We start from the raw sequence: 23,693 nt of genomic DNA on the forward strand, positions 1-23,693 counted from the left end.
CCAGGACACCCCATGAGCCAGAAAATCGACGGCAACCTGCAGGTCCCCCAGGCACTGCGCAGCGTCACCACCCCGGCCGCCAAGCCCGGCGTGAGCACCGATTCGGCGGCACGTCCGGTCGAGGCGGCTGACAGCCTGCGCCTGACCGGCGAAGCCACCAACCTGCAGGCCATCGAGCGTGAGCTGAGCACCGCCCCGGCGATCGACGCCCAGCGTGTTGCAGCGGTGCGCGAATCGCTGCAGAACGGCACCTACAAGATCAATCCGGACGCGATCGCTTCGCGCATGCTTGAACTGGACCAGCAGCTGCAAGGATGACCGCGGCGATGAGCGAGCCGCTGCAGCGCCTTGCCCAGGCCCTGGACGTTGAACGCCAGGCCCTGGTCGAGCACGACGTGCACGCCCTGATCCGTGCCACCGGTGCGAAGCTGGAAGCGCTGCGTGCGCTGGAAGGCGCGCCACCGGTGGGCGAGGGCGAGCAGCTGCAGGAACTGGCCGAGCGCAACCGCGCCAACGGGGTGCTGCTGTCGCGGCGCCGGCGCGAGGTCAACTGGGCACTGCGCCAGATGGGCCGCACCGAAGAGTCCTCGGCGTACGATGCCAAGGGCCAGTCGCACACCGTCACCGCGCGGCGGCCACTCGCCATCGCCTGACAGGCCGGCGGTCGCCTGACCGCCCGATGGCGGCTGTGGGCCGCCGCACGAGCGCGTATATTGGGCGCCTGTTTGATCGCCTCGAGTCGCCGTGTCCGCCGCCAACGTTCTGGTTACCGCCCCCCTTCCGCCGCAACCTGTGCTGCAGGCCCTGCTTGAGCGCCTGCGCGAGGGCTTGCTGCTGTTCACCGAAGATGGACAGGTGGCCCTGGCCAACCCGGCCGCACAGAGCCTGCTGGGCAGCGACGAAGGTGCCTTGCCGCCGCCGCAGCGCCTGCGCGAACTGCTGCCGCCGGATGCGCTTGAACATGCGCGCCAGCAAGGTCACTGGAATGGCAGCCTGCCGCTGGGCGAGGGCGTGGTCATCGCCCATCTGTACTTCCATGGTGAACCCGGCTCGGGGCACTACCTGGCATTGTTCCGTCATATCGAAGGCCAGGAAGACTACGAGCGCGAGCTGCAGCAGCGCCATGCCGAACTGCGCCAAGCGTACCTGCGCTTGAACGGCACCCAGGAAAAGCTGCTGCAGTCGGAGAAGATGGCCTCCATCGGCCAGCTTGCCGCCGGCGTGGCGCATGAAATCAACAATCCGATCGGTTACGTGCACTCCAACCTGGGCAGCCTGCAGGAATACCTGCGCAGTCTGTTCACGGTGATCGAGGCTTACGAGCGTGCCCTGCGTGCGCCGGACCCGAAGGCGTTGATCCCGGAAATCGACGATATCCGTGACCGCCTGGACATCGATTTCATCAGCCGCGACCTGCCGCAGCTGATGGCCGAATCACGCGAAGGCATCGAGCGGGTCACCCGCATCGTGCGCGACCTGAAGGACTTCTCCTATTCCGGTCGGGATGAGTCGTGGAAGCTGGTCGACCTGCATTCCGGCCTTGAATCGACCATCAACATCATCTGGAACGAGCTCAAGTACAAGGTGCACCTGGTACGCGAGTTCGGTCAGCTGCCGCTGGTGGAATGCCTGCCGTCGGAGTTGAACCAGGTCTACATGAACCTGCTGCTCAACGCCGGCCACGCCATCGCCGAGCGCGGCACGATCACCGTGCGTACCGGTGTGGACGGCGACACGGTGTGGGTGGAATTCGAAGACACCGGCGGTGGCATCTCGCCGGAACTGCGCCAGCGCATCTTCGATCCGTTCTTCACCACCAAGCCGGTGGGTAGCGGCACCGGCCTGGGCCTGTCGATCTCCTACAGCATCATCAACAAGCACCACGGCCGCATCGACCTGGACAGCACCCCGGGTGTCGGCTCGCGCTTCCGCCTGGTGCTGCCGATCAAGCAGCCGCGGTAAAGCGGTTCGGTAGTGCCGGCCGCTGGCCGGCAACCCGGTGAAACCTGATGCCCCGCAATTGCCGGCCAGCGGCCGGCACTACCCGTATGCAGGGTCAGCGCAGCGGTGAACGATCCTCGCCGCCGTCGACCGGCTCTGCGGCAACCTGCCCACCATTGCTGCGCCGCTGTTCCTCGTACGTGCGGAATGCCTGGTGGATGTGCTTGCGCAGCTCGTCGTCATTCCACGGCTTGGTCAGGAACCGGTAGATCGCACCGCGGTTGATCGCATCGGTCACCGTGTTCAGATCGGTATAGCCGGACAGCACCAGACGGATCGTGTCCGGGTACAGCATCTTCACCCGGCCCAGGAACTCGGTGCCGCTCATGTCGCTCATGCGCTGGTCGGACAGGATCACCTGCACGTCGTTGATGGCCAGCAGATCGAACGCATCGCGCACGTTGCCCGCCGCCAGGATGCGGTAACCATCGCGGCGGAACAGGCGCACCAGCGAACGCAGCACGTTCTCCTCGTCGTCCAGCAGCAGCAGGGTGCGGTCCGGTCGGGTTTCGGCGAACGCTTCGGGACGCAGGTAGCGGCGGCGCAGCGTCATGCCGGCGGCATCGGCCGACATCGGTTCGCCGAACAGATAGCCCTGGAACACATCGCAGTCGTTGCGGCGCAGGAAGCCCAGCTGCGCCTGCGACTCGACGCCGTTGGCGATCACCGTCATGCCCAGCTGGTGGCCCATCGCAATGATCGCGCGGGCAATCGCCGCTTCACGATTGCCCGCCGGTGCGCTCTTGATGAAGCTGCGGTCGATCTTCAGCTTGTCCACCGGGTAGCGCACCAGCGCACTCAGGCTGGAATCGCCCGTGCCGAAGTTGTCCAGGCTCAGGCTGATGCCTTCGTTGCGCAGGTTGGCCAGTGTTTCGTGGACGAAGTTGACGTTGTTGGTCAGCGCGCTTTCGTTGATTTCCAGCGTCAGCATCTGCGCCGGCACGCCAGACGCCTGGATCACGCCCATCACTTCGGCAAAGAAGTTTGGTCGCAACAGCTGCAGGGTCGACACATTCACCGCGATGGTGAAGTCATCGAAGCCCTGATCGCGCCACAGCCGGGCCTGCTTCAACGCGCCTTCCAGCACCCACGTGCCGATCTGCACGATGATGCCCAGGCGCTCGGCGGTGCGCATGAAGCGCTCCGGCACCAGCATGCCCAGGGTCGGCGACTGCCAGCGCAGCAGCGCCTCCATGCCCACCACATGGCCATCGCGGGCACTGACCAGCGGCTGGTAACGCAGCTTCAGTTCGCCGTTGGGAATGGCATCGACGATCTGCCGCGCGATGATGCTCTCGCTGTGCGCGCTCGGCGGCGTGTCCACCGCATGGATGCGCACCGCATTGCCGCCTTCGCGGGCGGCCTGGTACAGCGCGTCCTCGGCATGGTCGAGCAGGCGCGAGGCGCTGCTGGCGTGTTCCGGGCACAGGCTCACGCCCAGCTTGCCGGTCATGAACAGCGTATAGGGCAGTACCGAGAGGGGCAGCTCCATCTGCTGGCGGATCTCTTCGGCGAAATCCTCGGCCAGCGGCAGGTCGGCAGTTCGCGGCACGGCGATCAGGAACTCATCGCTGCCATGCCGCCACAGCTTGCCGCGTCCGCGCAGGTAGGACTGCAGGCGCTGGGCGACCAGCACCAGTGCCTGGTCACCGACCTCCGCGCTCATGTTTTCGTTGACCGAAGCGAAGTGGTCGATGTCCACATGCATCAGCATCAGCGCGGTGCCTCCGGAAGCGGCTTCGGCGACCATTGCCTGCAGCTCGGGATTGCCGGCGCCGAGGCGATCAGGTGCGTCATCGATGCTGACCGGGGGCAGGTTGGGGTTCCACATGGGCTCAGTATTCCGCTGACTCTACGGCCGCCGTAACAGCGGCCTGGTAAGGAAGGTGGACATCGACGAGGGTACCGGCGCCGTGCGCCGACTCGATCCGCACATGGCCGCCCACGCTCTGCGCGCGCTCGCGCATCACGATCAGGCCCAGGCCGCGCGGGCCATCCGGGTCGAACCCTTCACCATCGTCACGGATCATCAGGTGCAGTCCGCGCTGGTCGACATCGCGCAGCTGCAGCACCACCTGGCTGGCGCGCGCGTGGCGCAGCACGTTGGTCAGGCTTTCCTGGGCGATGCGGAAGCAGGCCTGTTCGATGCTGTTGTCCGGGCGCGTGGGCAGCGATTCGATCTCGGCCTGCAGCTCGACGCTGGACGAACGGAACAGCACGCGCGCCTGCCAGCTCAACGCCGCCTCCAGGCCCAGCGCATCCAGCTGCGGCGGCCGCAGCAGGGTGGAGATGTCGCGCAGCTTGGCGACGGTGGTATCGGCCAGGCTGACGATCTGTGCCAGGTCCTCGCCGCGCCGTTGCGGGTCGTCCTCATCCTGCGCCGCATAGGCCGAAAGCTTGATCGCGGTGATCGCCTGGCCGATGTCATCGTGCAGGTCGCGCGAGATCGCCCGGCGCTCGTCTTCCTGCAGCGAGAACAAGCGGCCCGCCATCGCCTGCAGCTCGCGGTTGCTGGTCTCCAGCGCGCTGCGGGTCTGTTCCGATTCGCTCAGGTCGCGCACGATCAGCAGCTTGCAGTCGCGCCCGCCGTAGCGCACGTCACCCACCGCAAGGCCGGCCTGGAAGCTGCGGCCATCGGCGCGCTGCATGGCCAGCACGCTGCTGTGGCCCGGGCTGTGCTGGGGCTGCCCAGCGCGCATCTGCGCGCGCAGCCGGGCCAGATCGCTAGCTGCCACCAGCGCCGACAACGGCTCGCCCAGCAGCGCATGGCTGCCGTAGCCGAACAGGCCGGCCGCCCACGCATTGGCGTACAGCACATGTTCGTCGGACAGGATCACCACGCCATCGGGCAGCACCCGCACCAGCTCGCGGAACTGCTCCTCGCGTTCGCGCAGCAGGCGCCGCGACTGTTCGCGCTCGGTCACGTCCTGCAGGGTGCCCAGTATCCGGTCTCGGCCCGCCTCATCCACACCGCTGGCCGCACGCAGGTGCACCATGAGCGCGCGGCCATCCATTGCCAGTACCGGCAGCAGCACATCCACCTGCACCTGCTCACCCGAGCACAGCCCGGCCAGCACCTGATCGGTCTGTGCGGCAGTGGCCGGGTCGGCCGCCACCAGCAGCTCGTCGAAACGGTGCCAGCGCCGCGCCTCGGGTGGGCGACGGCCCAGCAGGCGATAGACCTGGTTGGAGTAACGGCCCTGGCCCGTGGACGGGTTCAGTTCCCATGCGCCGATCCGGGCCAGTTCGTGGGCCTCTTCCACGCGCGCCAATGCCTGGTCGCGCCGCAGCTGGGCAAGGTCTTCGGCGGTGCGGTCGATGGCGATCAGCAGGCGCGCCGTGTGTCCGTCGTAGTCGATTGCGTTCGAGCGCAGTTCCATCTGCCGCAGGCTGCCGTCGCGCAGCTGCAGCTGTGCGCGCAGGATGCACAGCTGTTCGGGCGCCTCGCGGATCTCCTCCAGCTTGGTCTGCAACGCCTGGTCCTGGCCCGGTGGCCAGAGCACGTCGATGGTCTGTGCCAGAAGTTCGTCACGGTCCCAGCCGAAGGTGCTGCAGGCGGCCGGATTGGCATCGAGGATGGTCAGGTTGTCCAGGTCATAGACCAGGATCGGGCCCGGGTTGCCTTCGAACATCTGCCGCAGGCGCAGCTCGGAGGCCTGCAGGCGGGCATGGGTGTGCAGCACGTGTTCGGCCAGCGGCCGTAGCAGCAGGTACAGCAGGCCAGCACTGGCCAGGGCGAAGAATGCGCCCTTCATGCTCTGCCAGAGTGCCGCCTGCTGCGGGTCGGGCACCAGCGCTGTCACCGCGCCGTCGGTGGCGATCATCCAGGCCAGCGCCATCGCCAGATAGCTCAGCACCACGCGCCGACGGTCGCGACCCAGCGCCTGCGCCATCCGCGGGTCGGGAACAGGGGCGGTGCCGGTCGGTTCTACGGGCATGGACAGGGCAGGGAGGTAGGCAGGGAAGAGGGGTGCCGGTCATCTTACCGCGCGGGTGTGCCCTGGCCACTCAATTATCCGCCGCAGGCGCCGTTAACCACTGCGTGCCCCGCTGTCGGGCGTTTCATCCGGAGCAAGATCGCGTGGACCAAGGGATCATCGCCAGCCTGCTGCAGCATCCGCTCGCCTCGGCGCTGGTCATCGTCGACCGTAGCGGGCGCCCGCTCGCGGCCAATCCGGCCGCGCGCGAGCATGGCCTGCCGGCCACGGTGGCCGCCTACGCGCCGATGCTGGAAGACCTGCGCCTGCTGGCCGCCGACGGTGGCATCGTCGCCTGCACGCTGCCGGGCGGCCCACGTGGCCACTACGATGGCCACCTGCGCGCCGTGCATGACGGCAGTGGCAATCTGCTCGCCTTCACCCTCAGCGTGCCCGAGCCGGTGCCGGTTGACGGCGGCGGTCGCTGGGAACTTGCACTGGACAGTGCCGGCCACAGCCTGTGGGACTGGGACATCCCCAGCGACCGGGTGGCCCGCACGCCCGCGCTGGGTGAGGAAACCGCCACCCAGATGCTGGCGCGCGTGCATACCGACGACATCACCCAAGTGCGCGCCGCACTGGATGAACACCTGCGCGGCGACAGTGAACAGTACAGCGCCCAGTTCCGTTTCCGCCAGGCCGATGGCCAATGGCGATGGGTGCTGGACCGCGGCCGGGTGGTGGCCCGTACCGCCGATGGCCAGCCGCTGCGCATGGTCGGCACCCATACCGACATCGAGCAGCAGAAGCAGCTGGAAGCCATGCTGCAGGAGCAGCAGCTGCATCTGCGCGAAGCCCAGCGCATCGCCAGCATGGGCAGCTGGTCATTCGATCCGCACAGCCGCCACTTCTGGTGGTCGCCGGAGCTGCGCTCGCTGCTGGCGCTACAGCAAGGCAGCATCCCGGGGCAGCGACGCTGGCTCAAGCAGCTGCACCCCCGCTCACGCGGCGCACTGCGTGCCGCCTGGCGGCGCCTGTGGCGTGATGGCCGCGCCGCCAACATCGAACTGGAACTGACCCGCGGCAACGAACCCTCCCAGCACCTGCGGCTGTGGATGCAACCGCTGCTGGACATGGACGGTCAGCCCAAGCGATTGCTGGGGCAGGTACAGAACATCACCGAACAGCACCAGACCGATGCGCTCATCCGCTGGCGTACCGAGCTGCTCAACCGCGTGTCAGCGCTGGGACGCATCGGCGGCTGTGAGATCGAGGTTGCAACGCGCAACATGCAATGGACCGAGGAGTGCTATCGCATCCACGGCCTGCGCAAGGAGCCGATCACTCTCGATCAGGCGCTGGCGCTGTATGCAGAGGATTCGCGGGCGGCCTTCGAGGGCGCGTTGGGGCGGATTGCCGGTGGCGGCCTGCCTGAGCAGCTGGATCTGTGCTTCTACCGCCAATCCGGCCTGCGCGTCTGGGTACAGGTGCTGATTGAACTGGACCGTCGCGATGGCCTGCCGCCACGCTTCGTGGTCCTGTTCCGTGACATCACCCGCGAGCGTGAAGCCAACGAACGCATCGAGCTGCTGGCGCACTACGATCTGCTGACCGGGCTGCCCAACCGGGTACTGCTGGGTGAGCAGACCTCCGAAGCCATCGAGGAAGCGCGTGATCGTGGCACCTCGCTGGCCATGCTGTTCATCGACCTGGACGGCTTCAAGAACATCAACGACAGCTTTGGCCATGCCACCGGCGATGCGCTGCTGAAGGCCGCCGCGACCCGGCTGCACCAGAACCTGCGCAACAACGACCTGTTCGGCCGTTTCAGTGGCGACGAGTTCATCGTGGTCCTGCGCGATCTGGCAGAGCCGGAAGATGCCGGCCATGTCGCGCGCAAGCTGATCAATTCGCTGGCCGAGCCGCTACGCCGTGGCGATACCACCTTGAAGGTGGGCGCCAGCGTGGGCATCGCCATGCTCGGCGAGAGCCAGACCGACTTCGATTCACTGCTGCGCGCAGCCGACGCGGCGATGTACGCGGCCAAGGAAGCCGGTCGCAACACCTATCAATACTACAGCCAGGACGCCTTGGCGCGGATCCAGCGGCGGCTGGAGATCGAGCACGGCCTGCATGGCGCCATCGAGCGCGACGAGTTCAGCCTGGCCTACCAGCCGCTGCTGCACGCCCATCACGGCGAGCCGCCGGCGATCGAGGCGCTGCTGCGCTGGCATCGTCCGGGCATCGGCTACTGCAGCCCAGCGGAGTTCATTCCGATTGCCGAAAAGTGCGGCGAGATCGTCCGCATCGGCGACTGGGTGTTGTCCGAAGCCTGTCGCCAGGCGGCTGCGTGGGATCGCGCCGGCCTGCATTTCGAGCGCATTGCGGTAAACGTGTCAGCGGTGCAGTTGCGTGATCGCGGTTTCGCCGAGCGGGTGATCGAGATCTGCCACGCGCACGGCTGGCCGCCGCAACGGCTGGAGCTGGAACTGACCGAATCAGCCCTGATCCGTGACACCGACATCCTGCGCCACTGTTTCGATGTGCTTGAACGGCATGGCGTGCCGCTGGCGGTCGATGACTTCGGTACCGGCTTCTCCAACCTCAACTACCTCAATCGTTTCCCGGTCGGCCGTCTGAAGATCGATCGCAGTTTCGTGCAGGGCATGCTGCATGATTCCGGTACCGCCGAGGTCACCCAGGCCATCGTGCACCTGGGCCACGCGCTGGGCATGAAGGTGGTGGCCGAGGGCGTGGAAACGCACCAGGAAGAGGACATGCTGCGACGCCAAGGCTGCGACGAGATCCAGGGTTACCTGTACTCGCGCCCGCTCAGCCCGCGCGACCTGGCCCAGTGGCTGCGCCAGCAGCACCTCGCCCCAGGCCGCACCGACGCCGCCAGCGAAGTGGTGCTGGTTCGCTGAGGCGCCACGACCCTGCCTTGGTGGGTGCCGACCTTGGTCGGCACTGATGCCCACGCGCGCGACCATCCACGCATGGCGTGGATCTACTGACGGAGCCTGGCTCTGGTGGATGCCGACCTCGGTCGGCGCTGATGCCTGCGCGCGCGATCATCCACGCATGGCGTGGATCTACTGACGGAGCCTAGCTCTGGTAGATGCCGACCTTGGTCGGCGCTGATGCCTGCACGCGCGATCATCCACGCATGGCGTGGATCTACTGACGGAGCCTGGCTCTGGTAGATGCCGACCTTGGTCGGCGCCGATGCCTGTACGCGCGATCATCCACGCATGGCGTGGATCTACTGACGGAGCCTGGCTCTGGTAGATGCCGACCTTGGTCGGCGCTGATGCCTGTGCGCGCGATCATCCACGCACGGCGTGGATCTACTGACGGAGCCTGGCTCTGGTAGGTGCCGACCTTGGTCGGCACTGATGCCTGCACGCGCGATCATCCACGCATGGCGTGCATCTACTTTGGCGCGGCAACCAGCCTCTGCGGGAATTCGGACCGCAGCCGTGCACGCACCGCTTCGACCACGCCTGCATAGCGTCTTCGCTGGATGTAAAAGCCCATATAGAACAGCAGCAAGGCCACCAGCATCGGCGACGTCGCCGGCCGGACCAGGATCATCGGAACCATCATCAGCGTCAGGCCCAGCGCGAACCAGCTGCACAGTCCGACCACCCGCACCTCCCGGCGCCGCGCGTCGATCACCACCCGACCGCGCATCAGTGGAAAGTAGCGACCGCCGAAGCTGGGGGCGAAGCTCTCGCGAAAGGCGATGCTGCCGTCAGGCAGTGCATGGAATACCAGGCGCAACCAGGTGTCGGTCGGCAGGTCATGCTCCAACCCGGCCAGCGAAAGCTGTGAAAGCTCGGCCGGCGTAGCGGCGATGCGTTGGTTGAACAGGGCGATGCCCGCGCGGAAGAAGAACGGTGTCCACATCACCAGCAGCAGGACTTCGACCAGCAGCAGGGTGATCAGTGCGATGGCCATCGGTCTTCCGTCAGCGGGACCGGCGCATCATGCCATGGTGAAGGCCATCCACGCATGGCGTGGATCTACTTCAACGCATCCCCATCCAGCCCCAGGTCCCACGCCAACCCCAGCAGGTCGTCGCCGGCCACAACCGGGGCAGGGCGCGCATCGGCCAGCTGCTGCAGCTCCTGTATTTCTTCGCGGGCCACGTCTTCCAGCTGCCGCAGCTGCTCACGGACGCCCGCGTTGCGCGGGCGCTCGTTCTCGTTGATCGGGGACAGGGCGCGGATCAGGGTCATGGTGCGCTTGCAGGATGCATCCAAAGGCGGGTCACACGCAAAGGCCCCGGCAGAACCGGGGCCTCGCAGGCTGCCGGAAGAGGCAGCGGACATCAGGATCAGAACAGCTCGACCGTACCGGCGCCCATGCTCTGCTGGGCAACCGGCTTGTGCGGCGGGCGTTCCCATTCGCTGCGCAGTTCGCGCAGGCGGCTGCCGGTGCGCTGCAGGGCCGAGGCGATTTCCTCGTCGAACACGCCGCCGTTGCGATGCAGCAGTTCCTGCAGGGCCACCGCTTCGCGGTTGATTGCGGTCAGGCGGTCCAGGTGGGTATGTACGCCGCCCAGCGCCTGGGTGGCGATGTCCTCGAACTGCAGGGCGCGAACGGCTTCGGCCACGCTGCCGTCGATCGAACGCGCGCAGTCGGACACTTCGCGCATGCCGTCACCCAGCGACGCATTGATCTGCGCCACGTTGTCCAGCATCGCCGCCGCTTCCTGGCGCGCTTCACGGGAGCGGTCCATATCGCGCGAGGCCATGTGCGAAACCGTCTCGCGGACCTTGGCGATGGCGTCCTTGGAGCTGTGCGCCAGCTTGCGGATCTGTTCGTTGAACGTGGTCGAACGCTCGGACAGGTTGCGGACCTCGTCGGCAACCACGGCGAAACCACGACCGGCCTCACCGGCACGCGCAGCTTCGATGGCGGCGTTCAGGGCGAGCAGGTTGGTCTGGTCGGCAATCGACTTGACGTCTTCCAGCAGCGCGAAGATGCCATCCAGGTGCTGCGCCATCTGGTCGATGTGCTGCACGGTGGTGCTGCTCTGGCCGCTCACCTGTTCCAGCGCTTCCACCAGCTGTTCCATGCGGTGGCTGGCGTGTTGGGCGAAGCGGGCAACGTCGAGGCCGGCGCCGCCTTCGTCACCGGCACGGTCGACGATGCGCGACAGCGCCTGGCTCTGCTGGCGCGACTTGCGGTTCATCGCATCGAAGCTGCCGCCGAGGCTGGAGACGGCCTGGCGGATCAGGTCACGGGCGCGTTCCACTTCGCCACGCGAACCGTCGATCTCGTTGCCGACGAAGTTGCGCAGTTCGGTCAGCAGCTGGTCCTGCTCACGCAGGACACGGGCATGTTCCGGGGAACGGTGCGCCTGGGCGCGGGCGGTCCACCACGCAAAGCCGAGCCAGCTCAGCGTCATCGTGGTCAGGATCGCCCAACGCAGGGCGACCGGCCATTCGAAACCGATGGCGAAGGGGAGCAGCAGGGTCAAAGCCAGGGGGGCGGCCAGACGGATGAAAATGCGTGAGTACATGGACGTTCTCGGGAGGTGCACGGAGGATGTATCGGCCGTACCCCCTTTCTCTTTAACGTCGATGTGCTTTGAAATGCATTCTGAATGCGCCGGTTTTCCGGCGCGGCCGGGCGGTTTGGGGTCAGAGCCCTTTCCCTGCAGGAAAGGGATCCGACCCCGGGTGCGGCGGCGGGGTCGGATCCCTTTTCCGCGGAAAAGGGCTCTGACCCCACACAGTCACGCCAGCTGCCGGTCCACGGCCTCGACCATCGCCTTGCGGCTCAGCAGGAAGTCCCAGTAGCTGCCACCCAGCTGCCGCCACAGCACGGCGGCGCGTACGGCAGCCAGCAACAGCGCACGGATCTCGGCCACCACGCCGGCCTGGCCCAGGTAGTGCGGGTTGCCCTGCACCATCACCCGCGGCTTGAGGTGGCTGATGGTGTCCGCATACAGGCCGCCCAGGGCGGCCAGTACATCGGGGTGTCCGCTGTCGCCCAGCTCGGTGGCCTGCTGCTGCGCGCGCTCGATGCCCGAGGCGACCTTGTTCACGGTGGCGCCGTCCTGCACGAACCGGCGCTCCAGCTGCAGCACCGACAGGGCCAGCTTGGGCAGGATCGGGTCCTGGCCCTGGTTGCGGAAATGGTTGTGCAGCAGGCGCAGGCCCGACTTCAGCGCGTGCCGGTCGCCAAACACCGCCTGCGGCGAGGACGCATCGATGCGGAACACGCTGTCCACGGCGGTGCGCACGGCAGCGGCATCGGAATGGCCGGTATCGGCGATACGGCGTACCTGCTGCAGGGCCTGGGCAATGCCGGCCAAAGCCAGAACGCGGTCGTCGACAGTGAAACTCATGCAGCGAGTACCTCAAAAGGAGAAGGGGTGGTGCGCAGGCGCTGTTCCAGCGGCGCGTCGGTGGCGGCGATCACCGCGCCACCCAAGCAGACCTCACCGTCATACAGCACCAGGGATTGCCCGGGGGTGACTGCACGCTGCGGCCGGGCGAAGGAAACCTGCACGCTGCCGTCGTCCAGCACGTCCACCGTGCACGGCTCATCCGGCTGGCGGTAGCGGGTCTGCGCGGTGCATTCAAAACGTCGTGCTGGCGGCGCACCGGCAATCCAGTGCGCGGTCTCCGAGCGTAGCCGGTTGGACAGCATCCAGGGGCTGTCACGGTCCTGGTCCACGTACAGCACATTGCTGGCCACGTCCTTGCCGACCACATACCAGGGGGCGGCAGGGCGGCCGCGCACGCCGCCGATGTTCAGACCTTCGCGCTGGCCCAGGGTGAAATAGAAGACGCCAGGGTGTTCGGCGATCACGCTGCCATCGCTGGGGTCGAGGATCTGTCCGGTCTTGGCTGGCAGGTAGCGGCCAAGGAACTCGCGGAAATCGCGCTCGCCGATGAAGCAGATGCCGGTGGAGTCCTTCTTGGCGTGGGTGGGCAGGCTCACGTCGCGGGCAATCCGGCGCAGGTCGCTCTTTTCCAGATCGCCAATCGGGAACAGGGTGGCCGCCAACTGTTCCTGCCCCAGCTGGTGCAGGAAGTAGCTCTGGTCCTTGGAACGGTCGGCGCCGCGCAGCAGCAGCCACTGATGGCCGCGCTGGGCAATGCGCGCGTAGTGGCCGGTGGCGATGCGCTCGGCGCCCAGCTCGCGGGCCGCATCGAGGAAGTGCTTGAACTTCACTTCGCGGTTGCACAGCACGTCCGGGTTCGGCGTGCGGCCGGCGGCGTACTCGGCCAGGAAGTGCTCGAACACCCCCTGCCAGTACTCGTTGGAGAAGTCGCGGAAATGGAACGGGATACCCAGCAGCCCGCAGACAGCTACCGCATCGCGGCGATCGTCCTCGGCGCGGCAGTCACCGCTGCCATCGTCGGCCCAGTTCTGCATGAACAGACCGGCCACGGCCTCGCCTTGCTGTACCAGGCGCCAAGCGGCCACGGAAGAATCCACGCCGCCAGACACGCCAACCATCACCCGTGGGCTGCTCATGCGACCTCCCGGACCAGTGCAAGCGGGTAGCGCTGGCCGGCCAGATAGTCGGCCAGCACCTGCCAGACCAGCGGGCTGCGCTGGCGTCCGGCGGCGGCCTGCAGTTCGGCCGGCGTCATCCACAGTGCCCGATCGATGCCGGCATCCAGCGGCTGCGCCGGGTCGTGCGAGACCGGGCGCGCGGCATAACAGAAGCGCAGGAACGGGGTGCCATCAGCGGCGGTCCACTGGTAGCAGCCGATGAAGGCGGTCAGTTCCACCGTCCAGCCGGTCTCCTCGACGGTCTCGCGCAGGGCGGCCTCGGCCAGGCTTTCGCCCGGCTCCAGGTGCCCGGCCGGCTGGTTCAGCACCTGCCGGCCCTCGATGGTCTCTTCGACCAGCAGCACCCGGCCGCCGTCGACCACCACGGTGGCGACGGTTGCATGCGGTGCCCAGCGCGGGTCCGGCGAGGTGTTCAACTCAGAGGTCGTCCTTCTTGGTCAACTCCAGCTCCATCGCATCGGCCGTGCGGATGGCCGCATCGATGGCGTCACTGAGCTGGTCGGAGGTGGCGGCGGCGTCGATCTTCACCACGAACATTGCGGTCGATTCCTGCTTCACCCAGCCGCCCATCTTGGCGTCCTGCGAGTCTTCCAGCAGGCGGTTGGCCACGGCCACCGGGAACTGCTTGGTCTGCGATGTGTAACCCGGCGACCAGATCTCACGGATGTTGTGGGTGCCGAAGTCTTCCACCGACGAGCGCACATAGACGATCTGGGTGCGATCGCCTTCGACGTCGAACACCATCTGGTAATCGCCGTCCTCGTCCACCTCGAAGGTGTACCCCAGCTTTTCCAGCTGGCGGGCGACAGTCTTGTCGGCCTTCGAACTGTCCGCGGTGGTTGCGGCGCCAGCGGTGCCGGCAGCTGCCAAGGCGATCAGCAGGGCGGTGAGAAGGGTCCTTTTCATGAAGATCCTGTGAAACCAGAATGTGGGAAGGTGCAATTGTGACGGCGGGCGTCCGTGCCGTCCATTCTGCGGCGGGCCGACGCAGGGCCGTCGCACCCCTTATAATGGGCAGATGCCTCGCGAGTCCGCCCCCGATTCCCACCACGAGCACGGCGTTGCCGTGGAGCCCGCGCGCCCGGAAGTGGCGCCGCCGCCGTTCTATCAGGTCATGCTGCTCAATGACGACTACTCCCCGATGGATTTCGTCGTGGACGTCCTGCAGCAGTTCTTCAACATGGACCTGGACAAGGCCACCCAGGTGATGCTGCATGTCCACACCCGTGGCCGTGGCGTCTGCGGTGTGTTCACCCGCGAAGTGGCCGAAACCAAGGTGGCCCAGGTCAACGAGTACGCGCGGATGAACCAGCACCCGCTGCTGTGCACGATGGAAAAGGCCTGACCCTCCCGATCTGTAGAGCCGAGCCCATGCTCGGCTGCCTTTCGTCAAGGCGTACCGGTGCCTGGCGCATCGTGCCCACCAAGGTGGGCACCTACCGAAGACGGGGATCAGGCCTCCGCCAGCGCCTGCAAGGCCATCCCGGCCACCGCCTCATCGACGTCCGCCGGGTCGCCGTCATCTCTGAACCACACCGCTGACAGCCCGGCACTGGCCGCGATCCAGCGCAGCAGCCGCGTGCGCTCGATATCGGCCAGCCGGCAGACCTGTTCCACCCGGGCATGGAACCGCTCGGGCCGTGTCGCAACGTGGATGCCCGGTCCGCACAGGTCGGGGTTGCTGAACATCGTGGTGTAGTCGAACGCACGGTCGCCCATCAGTCGCTTCGGGTCGATGGCCAGCCAGCCCCGCGCGCCGAAATCCAGCACGTTGTCGTGGTGCAGGTCCCCATGCAGCGGCCGTATCTCCTGCTCGTTCTCCAGCAGTGCCATCGCCAGCGATCTGCACTGTTCCAGCAATGGCGGCAGCGATGCCCTTGGTTGCAGCAGATCCGCGAACCATCTACGCAGGTAGACCAGGTCTTCTGGCGGTGCGCTCCGTGGCCGGTGCAGCTGCTGCAGGACCTGACACAGGATGGTGGTGCAGGTGTCGTCCTCGCCCCCGATCGAGCGTTGCCGCAGCGAATCGCCGTGCGCCCGCTCGATCAGGATCGCCGGTCCGTCGTGGGCCAGCAGGCGTGCGGCACCGGCACCGTCCCACCAGCGCAGCAGGCGATGGCCGTTCTGTTCCTCTGTCTCCGTGCTCACCTTCAACATGGCCGCCTCGCCAGAGGCGGTCAGCACCGGCCAAAGCCGGGCATGGGGGGTGCGGATCGAAGGACCATCACGTCGCAATCGCCAGCGGCTCAGGTAGGGTTCGCTCATGGTGAGTGTGCTGTCCTGGAGTGAACGATGATCAAGCGGTTCGTAGCGCTAACGCCATCTGAACGTCGCAATCCGCTAGGGTGATGGAAATCGCGTAGTCAGGCCGCATATTGTCCCCAACTGCCGCCGGAGTAATCCATGTTCAGCAAAGACCTCGAACACACCATCGGCCAGTGCTACAAGCGCGCCCGTGAGGCCCGACATGAGTTCATGACGGTCGAACACCTGCTGTTGGCACTGCTCGACAACCCGTCCGCCCAGGCCGTACTGAAGGCCTGTGGCGCCGATGCCGACCGCCTGCGCCAGGAGCTGGAGCAGGCCATCGAGGCTTCTGTGTCCCGCCTGGCCGAAGATGATGGCCGCGATACCCAGCCGACCCTGGGCTTCCAGCGCGTGCTGCAGCGGGCCGTGTACCACGTGCAGTCCTCCGGCAAGAAGGAGGTCACCGGCGCCAACGTGCTTGTCGCCATCTTCGGCGAAAAGGACTCCCACGCCGTCTATTACCTCAACCAGCAGGATGTCACCCGGCTGGATGTGGTCAATTACCTGTCCCACGGCATCGCCAAGCTGGGCGAGGAGGGGGAGCAGCCGTCTTCGTCCGAGGGTGAGGGCCGCATGGAAGGGGGCGAGGGCGAGCCCAAGGGCGATGCCCTGACCGAGTTCGCCAGCAACCTCAACGAACAGGCCCGCGCCGGTCGCATCGACCCCCTGGTCGGCCGTGCCGACGAGATCGAACGCACCATCCAGGTCCTGTGCCGCCGCCGCAAGAACAACCCGCTGTACGTGGGCGAGGCCGGCGTCGGCAAGACCGCCATTGCCGAGGGCCTGGCCCGACGCATCGTTGAAGGCTCGGTGCCGGACGTGTTGGCCGATGCGGTCATCTATTCGCTCGACCTGGGCGCGCTGGTGGCCGGCACCAAATACCGTGGCGACTTCGAGAAGCGCCTGAAGGGTGTGCTGACCGCGTTGAAGAAGGTGCCCAATGCGGTGCTGTTCATCGACGAGATCCACACCATCATCGGTGCCGGTTCGGCGTCGGGCGGCACCATGGATGCCTCCAACCTGATCAAGCCGGCGCTGGCGTCGGGCGAGCTGCGCTGCATCGGCTCGACCACGTTCCAGGAATACCGCGGTATCTTCGAGAAGGACCGGGCGCTGGCCCGTCGCTTCCAGAAGATCGACATCGTCGAGCCGACCGTGGGTGAAACCTACGAGATCCTGCAGGGCCTGAAGTCCAAGTACGAAGCCCATCACGGCGTCACCTACGCCGATGAAGCGCTGCAGGCTGCCGTCGACCTGTCGGTCAAGCACATCGCTGACCGCCTGCTGCCGGACAAGGCCATCGACGTGATCGATGAGGCCGGTGCCCGCCAGCGCCTGTTGCCGGAAGGCCAGCGCAAGGAGCTGATCGACGTCGAAGAAGTCGAGGTCATCGTCGCCAAGATGGCGCGCATCCCAGCCAAGCAGGTCAGCGCCACCGACAAGGATGTGCTGCAGCATCTGGAGCGCAACCTGAAGATGGTGATCTTTGGCCAGGATCCGGCCATCGGCACCCTGGCGTCTGCCATCAAGCTGGCGCGCTCGGGCCTTGGCAATCCGGAAAAGCCGATCGGCAACTTCCTGTTCGCCGGTCCCACCGGTGTCGGCAAGACCGAGGTGACCAAGCAGCTTGCGCTGCAGCTGGGCATCGAACTGGTCCGTTTCGACATGTCCGAGTACATGGAGCCGCATTCGATCAGCCGCCTGATCGGCGCGCCTCCGGGCTACGTCGGCTTCGACCAGGGTGGCCTGTTGACCGAGAAGATCGTCAAGACGCCGCACTGCGTGCTGCTGCTGGATGAAATCGAGAAGGCGCACCCGGACATCTTCAACATCCTGTTGCAGGTGATGGACCGCGGCGTGCTGACCGACACCAATGGTCGCGAAGCCAACTTCAAGAACGTGGTGCTGGTGATGACCACCAATGCCGGCGCGGCGCAGGCCTCGCGGCGCTCGATCGGTTTCACCAAGCAGGACCACGCTACCGATGCGATGGAGACCATCCGTCGTGCGTTCACCCCGGAATTCCGCAACCGCCTCGATGCGGTGGTGCAGTTCCAGCCGCTGGGCTTCGAGCACATCCTGCGCGTGGTGGACAAGTTCCTGATCGAGCTGGAGATGCTGCTGCAGGAGAAGCACGTCAGCCTGTCGGCCACGCCGACCGCGCGCGACTGGCTGGCCCACCATGGTTTCGACCCGCTGATGGGTGCCCGCCCGATGGCGCGGGTGCTGCAGGACAAGGTCAAGCGCCCGCTGGCCGACGAGCTGTTGTTCGGCAAGCTGGTCAACGGCGGCAAGGTCAGCATCGACGTGCGCGACGACGAACTGGTGATCGAGGCGCAGGCCGAGCCGGAGCGGCTGTTGCCAGCCACGGTGGAGTAAGGGGCGCCGGGCATGGCCCGGTAGTGGAGGCAACGACAGGGCGGCTCAGGCCGCCCTTGTCGTGTCAGCCCTTCAGTGGCTGCGCTGGCGCGCCATCCGCTTGAAGGTGGCGGCTTCCAGCGGCTCGATGCGCTCGACCGCGCAGTTGGCGCGGTCGGTCTTCAGCTCGCTGCGTGAGCCGTCGCACAACTGGTTGCTCTCGCCCTGGGTTTCAAACGCCAGCCGGCGCGAGGTGACGGCGCTTTTGCAGGAATTGGTGAACACCACGCGGTAGTGCTGGTCACCATTGCGCAACAGCACATCACGATCGGCGCCGGCACGGACGATCTGCTGGTCCTCGCTCAAGGCAATGCAGCTGTCGCCGGTGGTTGCCGACGGCGAGTCGGCGGCCCGGGCGACGGGCGCGATCAGAGCGGCAGCGACGAGTGCGAGGGCGGCGAAGCCGGCGGGCAGGGAAGACGTGTTCATGGCGGGGGGCAGGGGTGGCGATCCGGACTGGATCGAATGCCACGATGCCGCCACCGGCGCGAATGCGAATCTGCCGCAAGCATGGCTGACCGATGTCACGGTGCATTCGGTCAGGGTGCCGTCCGGCAGGGTCGGATCGCAGGCATGACAAAAGGCCAGCGTCCAGGGCTGGCCTTGTCGGGGTGGCGCAATGCGCCAGCCGCTTACTTCATTCGGTAGGTGATACGACCCTTGGTCAGGTCGTACGGGGTCATTTCAACCTTGACCCGGTCACCGGTGAGGATGCGGATGTAGTTCTTGCGCATGCGGCCGGAGATGTGGGCAATGATTTCGTGCCCATTTTCCAGACGAACGCGGAAAGTGGTGTTCGGCAGCGTCTCGCTGACGGTGCCCTCGAACTCGATGGAATCGTCTTTCGACATGTAGTCCTGTGCGGTTCAGAAAACGGCCACGTTGGGCCTAAGGCGCAGCATTTTACGCGTCAAACGCCCAGCTTGCAAAGATTGCGTTATTCCCCGGCAAAATCCGTTGCCGGCACGCGCCCGACCAGCCGGGTCCAGGCGCCTTCCCGGCCCGGCGCCTGTACCGCGCTGCGCACCTGTTGCAGAAACGGCGCGCGCGGCAGGTGCTCGGCCCCCATGCGCAGCAGGTGCGGATTCTCCACCTGCGCATCAATCAGCGGCCAGCCCCAGCCGCGCAGTGTCGATGCAAGTGCGGCCAGCGCCACCTTGGAGCCGCCGCTGGCGCCGCTGAACATGCTTTCGCCAAAGAACATCGCGCCGATGGCCACGCCATAGATGCCGCCGACCAGCGTCTGTCGATCCCACACTTCGAAGGAATGCGCGAAACCCAGGTCGTGCAGCTGACTGTAGGCATCCACCATCGCCGGGCTGATCCAGGTGCCGTCCTGGCCGGGGCGGGGCGCGCTGGCGCAGGCACGCATCACCTGACTGAAGGCGGTATCGGCGGTCACTTCCCAGTGGCTGCCGCGCAGTTGCCGGCGGAACCTGCTGCTCAGGTGCACGCCATCGGTGCGGAACACCATGCGCGGGTCCGGCGACCACCACAGGATCGGCTCGCCCTCGCTGAACCACGGAAAGATGCCGCCGGCATAGGCGTTGAGCAGGCGCAGCGGGTGCAGGTCACCGCCCACGGCCAGCAGCCCATCAGGTTGGCGCAGCGCGGTCTCGGCCGGCGGGAAGGGGGCATCCGGCGCATCGGCCAGGCGCCAGGGCAACTGACGGGTCATGCCGGCATTGTATTCGCCGTGGCGATGCGCGATGTCTGGCACCATCACGCTTCACCGGCAAGGAGCCCCGCATGAGCGACACGATCACCGCCATCCTTGATGCGCACGACGCGCCGCGCACACGCAATGACAGCCTGGGCATGCTGTTGACCCTGGCCAGCGAAGACCGCTCCCAGCTTGGCGCGCTGCTGTTGCAGGCGCTGGATCGCCGCTCGCCCAGCTCCACCTTTCTCGATACGGCGCTGGATCTGCTGCCGGATGAAGCTGTCGCGCCGGTCTGTATCGATGCCTGGCGGCGCTATCGTGAGGGCGAGCGCAGTGAGCTGCTGACCAGCGTGCTGGAATTCGCCAGCTACCAGGCGCCGCACACGTTGCAGGGCGATTGGGAGGCGCTGCTGGAGGTCGCCATCGAGGATGACATCCAACTGGCCCCGCAGGTCTGGCAGGCACTGCCGCCGCCGCTCGCGGCGCAATGGGCGCACCGGTTGACCGAGGCCGACGACGATCGCGAACTGGAACGCGCCAAGGCAGTGCTGTTGGCCACCCAGCCGGAAACCCATGCCGCCGCCCGTGGCTACCTCGCCGACTGGAGCGATCTGGATGCGGAGGTCTGGGCGCACTGGGCGGGCCTGGCCGATGGTCCTCGGCTGCACCGCCTGCATGGACAGCAACCGCTGCACCTGCGCTTCGGAAGCAAGCAACATCGCGCGCAGGTGGCCGAAGAACCAGGCTGGCGCAAGCGGATCTGGCGGCTGCATCCCACCTGGAATGGTGGCCAGGTGCAGCATGCGGGGCGCATGGGCGGCCCGCTCGATGCCTCGTGTGGCAGCTGTCATGCACCGCTGCAGCGCCTGCTGCAGACCGATGCTGCGGCGCTGGTGGACGGAACGACCGGCTCGATCACGCTGGGCCTGTGCCTGGACTGCTGTGGCTGGGAAGACCCGCCCGTGCGTTTCTATCGTCACGATGCGGAGGGCGTGCCGAGCTGCCACCCCAGCCAGCACTGCGAAGTGCCGATCAATCCCACCGACAGCGGTGACCTGATGCAGGCCGAGGTTGGTCTTGCCGCGATGGACAGCCCTCGCTGGCAGCAGCAGGACTGGGGTCAGTCCAATCATCGGCAGAACCTGTCACGGGTGGGTGGCGCGCCAAGCTGGGTGCAGAGCGCGCACTACCCGGCGTGCATCGACTGCGGCGAGCAGATGCCTTTCGTGATGCAACTCGACTCAACGTTGCCGACCACCAATGAAGGCATGTTGCTATGGGGGAGTGGCGGCATGCTCTACAGCTTCTGGTGCGCGAAATGCCGGGTGAGCGGGCACTTCTGGCAGTGCACCTGAGCGCAGCGTCCTCGCGATTGCCTTGGCGGGTGCCATTGCTCTGGTAGATGCCAACCTTGGTTGGCGCGCTTCGCACGCACCTTCTCTGCTCTGGTAGGTGCCAACCTTGGTTGGCACGCACTGATCTTCTCAAGTCGTCCCGACGCTACGGCTCCGCACGAAACGGGCTATGCCCCTGCAGCTCCTGCTGGTATCGCCGCACATCCCGCCGCTCCTGTCGACACCAGTCGCGCAGCGCCTCGGCAAACTCCGCATCGGCCACCCAGTGCCGGCTGCGCACGATCGTCGGCAGGAAGCCGCGCGCCAGCTTGTGCTCGCCCTGCGCGCCCGGCTCGAAGCGGGCCACACCCTCGCGCAGGCAGTATTCGATGCCCTGGTAGTAGCAGGCCTCGAAGTGCAGGCCGGGCAGGGTGGCGCCGCCCCAATAGCGGCCGTACAACGTGTCGCCGCCGCGCAGGCACAGCGCGCCGGCGATCGGCTCACCGTCCTGTTCGGCCAGGAACAGCACCAGCCCGCGGCCCAGTGAAATCGCCAGGTGGCGCAGGAACGCCTCGGTCAGCGCTGGCGCGTTGCCGTATTCCAGGAAGGTCTGCAGGTAGAAGCGATACATCGCCTGCAGATCGGCGCGGCTGGCTTCGTCGCCATGCACTACCCGGAAGCTGATGCCCTGTCGGGTGACCTTGGCCCGCTCCTGGCGGATGTTCTTGCGGTGCTTGTGGTTCATGGCGTCGAGGAACTGCTCGAACGTGCTCCAGTCGCCCGGGTTCTGCCACTGGAACTGGATGTCCTCGCGCAGCAGCCAGTCGTCGCCGAAGGCGGTCTCGTCAGCTGCCGTGTGGAAATTGATGTGTGCCGACGACACGTCGAGTGCGGGCATCTGTTCGCGAAGTGCCGTCAACAGCGCGGTGCGCTGCGAATCGTCACGGGCCAGCAGTCGCGGGCCGGTCACCGGCGAGTACGGCACCGCGCCGAGCCACTTCGGGTAGTAGTCGCGGCCGTGGCGCGCATAGGCATTGGCCCAGGCGTGGTCGAACACGAACTCGCCGTGCGAGTTGGACTTCAGGTAGCCGGGAATGGCGCCGACCAGGGCCTCGCCGTCCCACAGGGTGAGATGCTGCGGCTGCCAGCCCCAGTCCTCGCGCAGGCAACCGTAGGTTTCCAAGCCGGACAGGAAGGCATGGCTGACGAACGGGTTGCGGCCGTCGTGCAGGGCATCCCAGTCGGTAGCAGGAACGGACTGTAGGGAGTCGAGGAAGCGGGCGCTGGGCATGGGGGAAAGGATAGGGCAGGTGGGGTGCGAGCTGGGTTTGCGTAACCGGTCCAGTTTGTTGCGGTCAGGGTCATGCTTGCCAGGCATGGCCTGGCACTACTGAAAAGAACCTGGCGCTACTGAAAAGAAAAGGCCGGCGCTTTCGCGTCGGCCTTCCCGGTCAACCATGACTCAGCGCTACAGAAGCCAGCCTCAGCTGGCCTTGCCTTGTGCATCCAGGTAACGCTCTGCATCCAGTGCGGCCATGCAGCCGAAGCCGGCCGAGGTGATCGCCTGACGGTAGTGCTGGTCGGCCACGTCGCCGGCGGCGAACACGCCTTCCACCGAGGTCTGGGTAGCGTTGCCGCCCAGGCCCGAACGGATGTCCAGGTAGCCGTTGTTCATGGTCAGCTGGCCATCGAACAACTGGGTGTTCGGGTGGTGGCCGATGGCCACGAAGAAGCCGTGCGCATCGATGTCGCGGGTGCTGCCGTCCAGGGTCGACTTCACGCGCACGCCGGTCACGCCGGCCTCGTTGCCCAGAACTTCCTCCACCTGGTGGTGCCAGACGGTCTCGATCTTGCCGGCGGCAACCTTGGCAAACAGCTTGTCCTGCATGATCTTTTCCGCCTTCAGGGTGTCGCGGCGGTGCACCAGGTAGACCTTGCGGGCGATGTTGGACAGGTACAGCGCTTCTTCCACGGCGGTGTTGCCGCCGCCGACCACGACCACGTCCTGGTCACGGTAGAAGAAGCCGTCGCAGGTGGCGCAGGCGGACACGCCGCGGCCCTTGAACTCGTCTTCGGTCGGGATGCCCAGGTACTTGGCGGTCGCGCCGGTGGAGATGATCAGGGCATCACAGGTGTACTCGTGGCTGTCGCCGATCAGCTTGAACGGGCGCTGCGACAGGTCCGCGGTATGGATGTGGTCGAAGATGACCTCGGTCTCGAAGCGCTCGGCGTGGGCCTGCATGCGTGCCATCAGGTCCGGGCCCATCAGGCCATGGGCGTCGCCCGGCCAGTTGTCCACTTCGGTGGTGGTCATCAGCTGGCCACCCTGCTGCAGGCCGGTGATGACGACCGGCTTCAGGTTGGCGCGGGCAGCGTAGACGGCAGCGGTCCAGCCGGCCGGGCCGGAACCGAGGATGACAAGACGCTGGTGGCGGGAGGGCAGGCTGGTGCTCATGTAGACTCGCGAAAAGGTAGATGGGACAAGGCGCGGCGATGTTTGCACAGCATCCT

General features: G+C 66.5%; 22 protein-coding genes. 7 read left to right on the plus strand and 15 right to left on the minus strand.

The window, feature by feature from the left end; genetic code table 11:
• Nucleotides 1-12: 12 nt before the first annotated feature.
• From flgM to ACQ5SA_RS01280, 3 genes are all read left to right on the plus strand, one after another.
• Nucleotides 13-318: a flagellar biosynthesis anti-sigma factor FlgM gene (flgM, locus tag ACQ5SA_RS01270; protein ID WP_025879113.1), complete on the plus strand. Its 306-nt coding sequence runs from the start codon at nt 13-15 to the stop codon at nt 316-318.
• Complete coding sequence (locus ACQ5SA_RS01275) at nt 315-653, plus strand: flagellar protein FlgN (RefSeq protein ID WP_280883747.1); 339 nt, start codon at nt 315-317, stop codon at nt 651-653. Before flgM ends, ACQ5SA_RS01275 begins: the two co-directional genes overlap by 4 nt.
• Before the next feature lie 91 nt (nt 654-744).
• Complete coding sequence (locus tag ACQ5SA_RS01280) at nt 745-1,962, plus strand: ATP-binding protein (RefSeq protein ID WP_089241061.1); 1,218 nt, start codon at nt 745-747, stop codon at nt 1,960-1,962.
• 94 nt (nt 1,963-2,056) lie between these two features.
• On the opposite strand, the gene ACQ5SA_RS01285 is transcribed toward ACQ5SA_RS01280, so the two are convergent.
• Nucleotides 2,057-3,832: an EAL domain-containing protein gene (locus ACQ5SA_RS01285; RefSeq protein WP_499312141.1), complete on the minus strand. Its 1,776-nt coding sequence runs from the start codon at nt 3,830-3,832 to the stop codon at nt 2,057-2,059.
• A gap of 4 nt (nt 3,833-3,836) precedes the next feature.
• The gene (locus ACQ5SA_RS01290) at nt 3,837-5,939 is read right to left on the minus strand and encodes a sensor histidine kinase (protein ID WP_499312143.1); all 2,103 of its coding nucleotides are present in this window, start codon (nt 5,937-5,939) and stop codon (nt 3,837-3,839) included.
• A 143-nt stretch (nt 5,940-6,082) separates the two neighbouring features.
• Between ACQ5SA_RS01290 and ACQ5SA_RS01295 the strand changes: the two genes are divergently transcribed.
• Nucleotides 6,083-8,842 carry a bifunctional diguanylate cyclase/phosphodiesterase gene (locus ACQ5SA_RS01295; protein ID WP_499312144.1) on the plus strand — a complete coding sequence of 920 codons (2,760 nt, stop codon included), beginning with the start codon at nt 6,083-6,085 and terminating at the stop codon, nt 8,840-8,842.
• A gap of 508 nt (nt 8,843-9,350) precedes the next feature.
• Here ACQ5SA_RS01295 and ACQ5SA_RS01300 read toward each other — a convergent pair.
• The 7 genes from ACQ5SA_RS01300 to ACQ5SA_RS01330 form a co-directional block, all read right to left on the minus strand.
• On the minus strand, nt 9,351-9,878 hold the full coding sequence (locus ACQ5SA_RS01300) for a hypothetical protein (protein ID WP_499312146.1): 528 nt from the start codon (nt 9,876-9,878) through the stop codon (nt 9,351-9,353).
• A 65-nt stretch (nt 9,879-9,943) separates the two neighbouring features.
• A complete protein-coding gene (locus ACQ5SA_RS01305; protein WP_499312147.1) occupies nt 9,944-10,159 on the minus strand; it encodes a hypothetical protein in 216 nt (71 codons plus the stop codon).
• Nucleotides 10,160-10,257: 98 nt separating this feature from the next.
• Nucleotides 10,258-11,448 (minus strand): methyl-accepting chemotaxis protein, encoded by a 1,191-nt coding sequence (locus tag ACQ5SA_RS01310; protein WP_100552494.1) that lies wholly within the window; start codon nt 11,446-11,448, stop codon nt 10,258-10,260.
• Between the two features lie 216 nt (nt 11,449-11,664).
• Complete coding sequence (hflD, locus tag ACQ5SA_RS01315) at nt 11,665-12,279, minus strand: high frequency lysogenization protein HflD (RefSeq protein WP_499312149.1); 615 nt, start codon at nt 12,277-12,279, stop codon at nt 11,665-11,667.
• Entirely contained in the window at nt 12,276-13,418 is a 1,143-nt protein-coding gene (gene mnmA / locus ACQ5SA_RS01320; protein WP_089241078.1) for a tRNA 2-thiouridine(34) synthase MnmA, read from the minus strand. Before mnmA ends, hflD begins: the two co-directional genes overlap by 4 nt.
• Nucleotides 13,415-13,876 carry an NUDIX hydrolase gene (locus ACQ5SA_RS01325; RefSeq protein ID WP_108267592.1) on the minus strand — a complete coding sequence of 154 codons (462 nt, stop codon included), beginning with the start codon at nt 13,874-13,876 and terminating at the stop codon, nt 13,415-13,417. The genes mnmA and ACQ5SA_RS01325 overlap by 4 nt, the downstream gene beginning before the upstream one ends.
• Nucleotide 13,877: 1 nt before the next feature.
• Complete coding sequence (locus ACQ5SA_RS01330) at nt 13,878-14,366, minus strand: hypothetical protein (RefSeq protein ID WP_499312151.1); 489 nt, start codon at nt 14,364-14,366, stop codon at nt 13,878-13,880.
• Between the two features lie 112 nt (nt 14,367-14,478).
• On the opposite strand from ACQ5SA_RS01330, the gene clpS reads away from it, so the two are divergent.
• Nucleotides 14,479-14,805 carry an ATP-dependent Clp protease adapter ClpS gene (gene clpS / locus ACQ5SA_RS01335; RefSeq protein ID WP_025879127.1) on the plus strand — a complete coding sequence of 109 codons (327 nt, stop codon included), beginning with the start codon at nt 14,479-14,481 and terminating at the stop codon, nt 14,803-14,805.
• A 107-nt stretch (nt 14,806-14,912) separates the two neighbouring features.
• Here clpS and ACQ5SA_RS01340 read toward each other — a convergent pair whose 3' ends face one another.
• On the minus strand, nt 14,913-15,725 hold the full coding sequence (locus ACQ5SA_RS01340; protein ID WP_499312153.1) for an APH(6) family putative aminoglycoside O-phosphotransferase: 813 nt from the start codon (nt 15,723-15,725) through the stop codon (nt 14,913-14,915).
• A gap of 138 nt (nt 15,726-15,863) precedes the next feature.
• Between ACQ5SA_RS01340 and clpA the strand changes: the two genes are divergently transcribed.
• Nucleotides 15,864-18,146, plus strand: a complete 2,283-nt coding sequence (gene clpA, locus ACQ5SA_RS01345; RefSeq protein WP_230112089.1) for an ATP-dependent Clp protease ATP-binding subunit ClpA — start codon at nt 15,864-15,866, stop codon at nt 18,144-18,146.
• Nucleotides 18,147-18,218: 72 nt separating this feature from the next.
• Here clpA and ACQ5SA_RS01350 read toward each other — a convergent pair whose 3' ends face one another.
• The 3 genes from ACQ5SA_RS01350 to aat all read right to left on the minus strand — a co-directional run bounded on the left by ACQ5SA_RS01350 (nt 18,219) and on the right by aat (nt 19,863).
• Nucleotides 18,219-18,614 (minus strand): hypothetical protein, encoded by a 396-nt coding sequence (locus ACQ5SA_RS01350; RefSeq protein WP_499312155.1) that lies wholly within the window; start codon nt 18,612-18,614, stop codon nt 18,219-18,221.
• Between the two features lie 203 nt (nt 18,615-18,817).
• Entirely contained in the window at nt 18,818-19,036 is a 219-nt protein-coding gene (gene infA, locus ACQ5SA_RS01355) for a translation initiation factor IF-1 (protein ID WP_005409596.1), read from the minus strand.
• A gap of 86 nt (nt 19,037-19,122) precedes the next feature.
• Nucleotides 19,123-19,863 (minus strand): leucyl/phenylalanyl-tRNA--protein transferase, encoded by a 741-nt coding sequence (gene aat, locus ACQ5SA_RS01360; protein WP_499313257.1) that lies wholly within the window; start codon nt 19,861-19,863, stop codon nt 19,123-19,125.
• Nucleotides 19,864-19,934: 71 nt separating this feature from the next.
• On the opposite strand from aat, the gene ACQ5SA_RS01365 reads away from it, so the two are divergent.
• Complete coding sequence (locus ACQ5SA_RS01365; RefSeq protein WP_499312156.1) at nt 19,935-21,203, plus strand: hypothetical protein; 1,269 nt, start codon at nt 19,935-19,937, stop codon at nt 21,201-21,203.
• 145 nt (nt 21,204-21,348) lie between these two features.
• Here ACQ5SA_RS01365 and ACQ5SA_RS01370 read toward each other — a convergent pair whose 3' ends face one another.
• On the minus strand, nt 21,349-22,473 hold the full coding sequence (locus ACQ5SA_RS01370; RefSeq protein ID WP_499312158.1) for a GNAT family N-acetyltransferase: 1,125 nt from the start codon (nt 22,471-22,473) through the stop codon (nt 21,349-21,351).
• A gap of 192 nt (nt 22,474-22,665) precedes the next feature.
• Nucleotides 22,666-23,637 (minus strand): thioredoxin-disulfide reductase, encoded by a 972-nt coding sequence (gene trxB / locus ACQ5SA_RS01375; protein WP_230112082.1) that lies wholly within the window; start codon nt 23,635-23,637, stop codon nt 22,666-22,668.
• Nucleotides 23,638-23,693 lie beyond the last annotated feature (56 nt).

It is taken from the genome of Stenotrophomonas indicatrix (genome assembly GCF_050573115.1).
GTDB classification, from domain to species: domain Bacteria; phylum Pseudomonadota; class Gammaproteobacteria; order Xanthomonadales; family Xanthomonadaceae; genus Stenotrophomonas; species Stenotrophomonas lactitubi_A.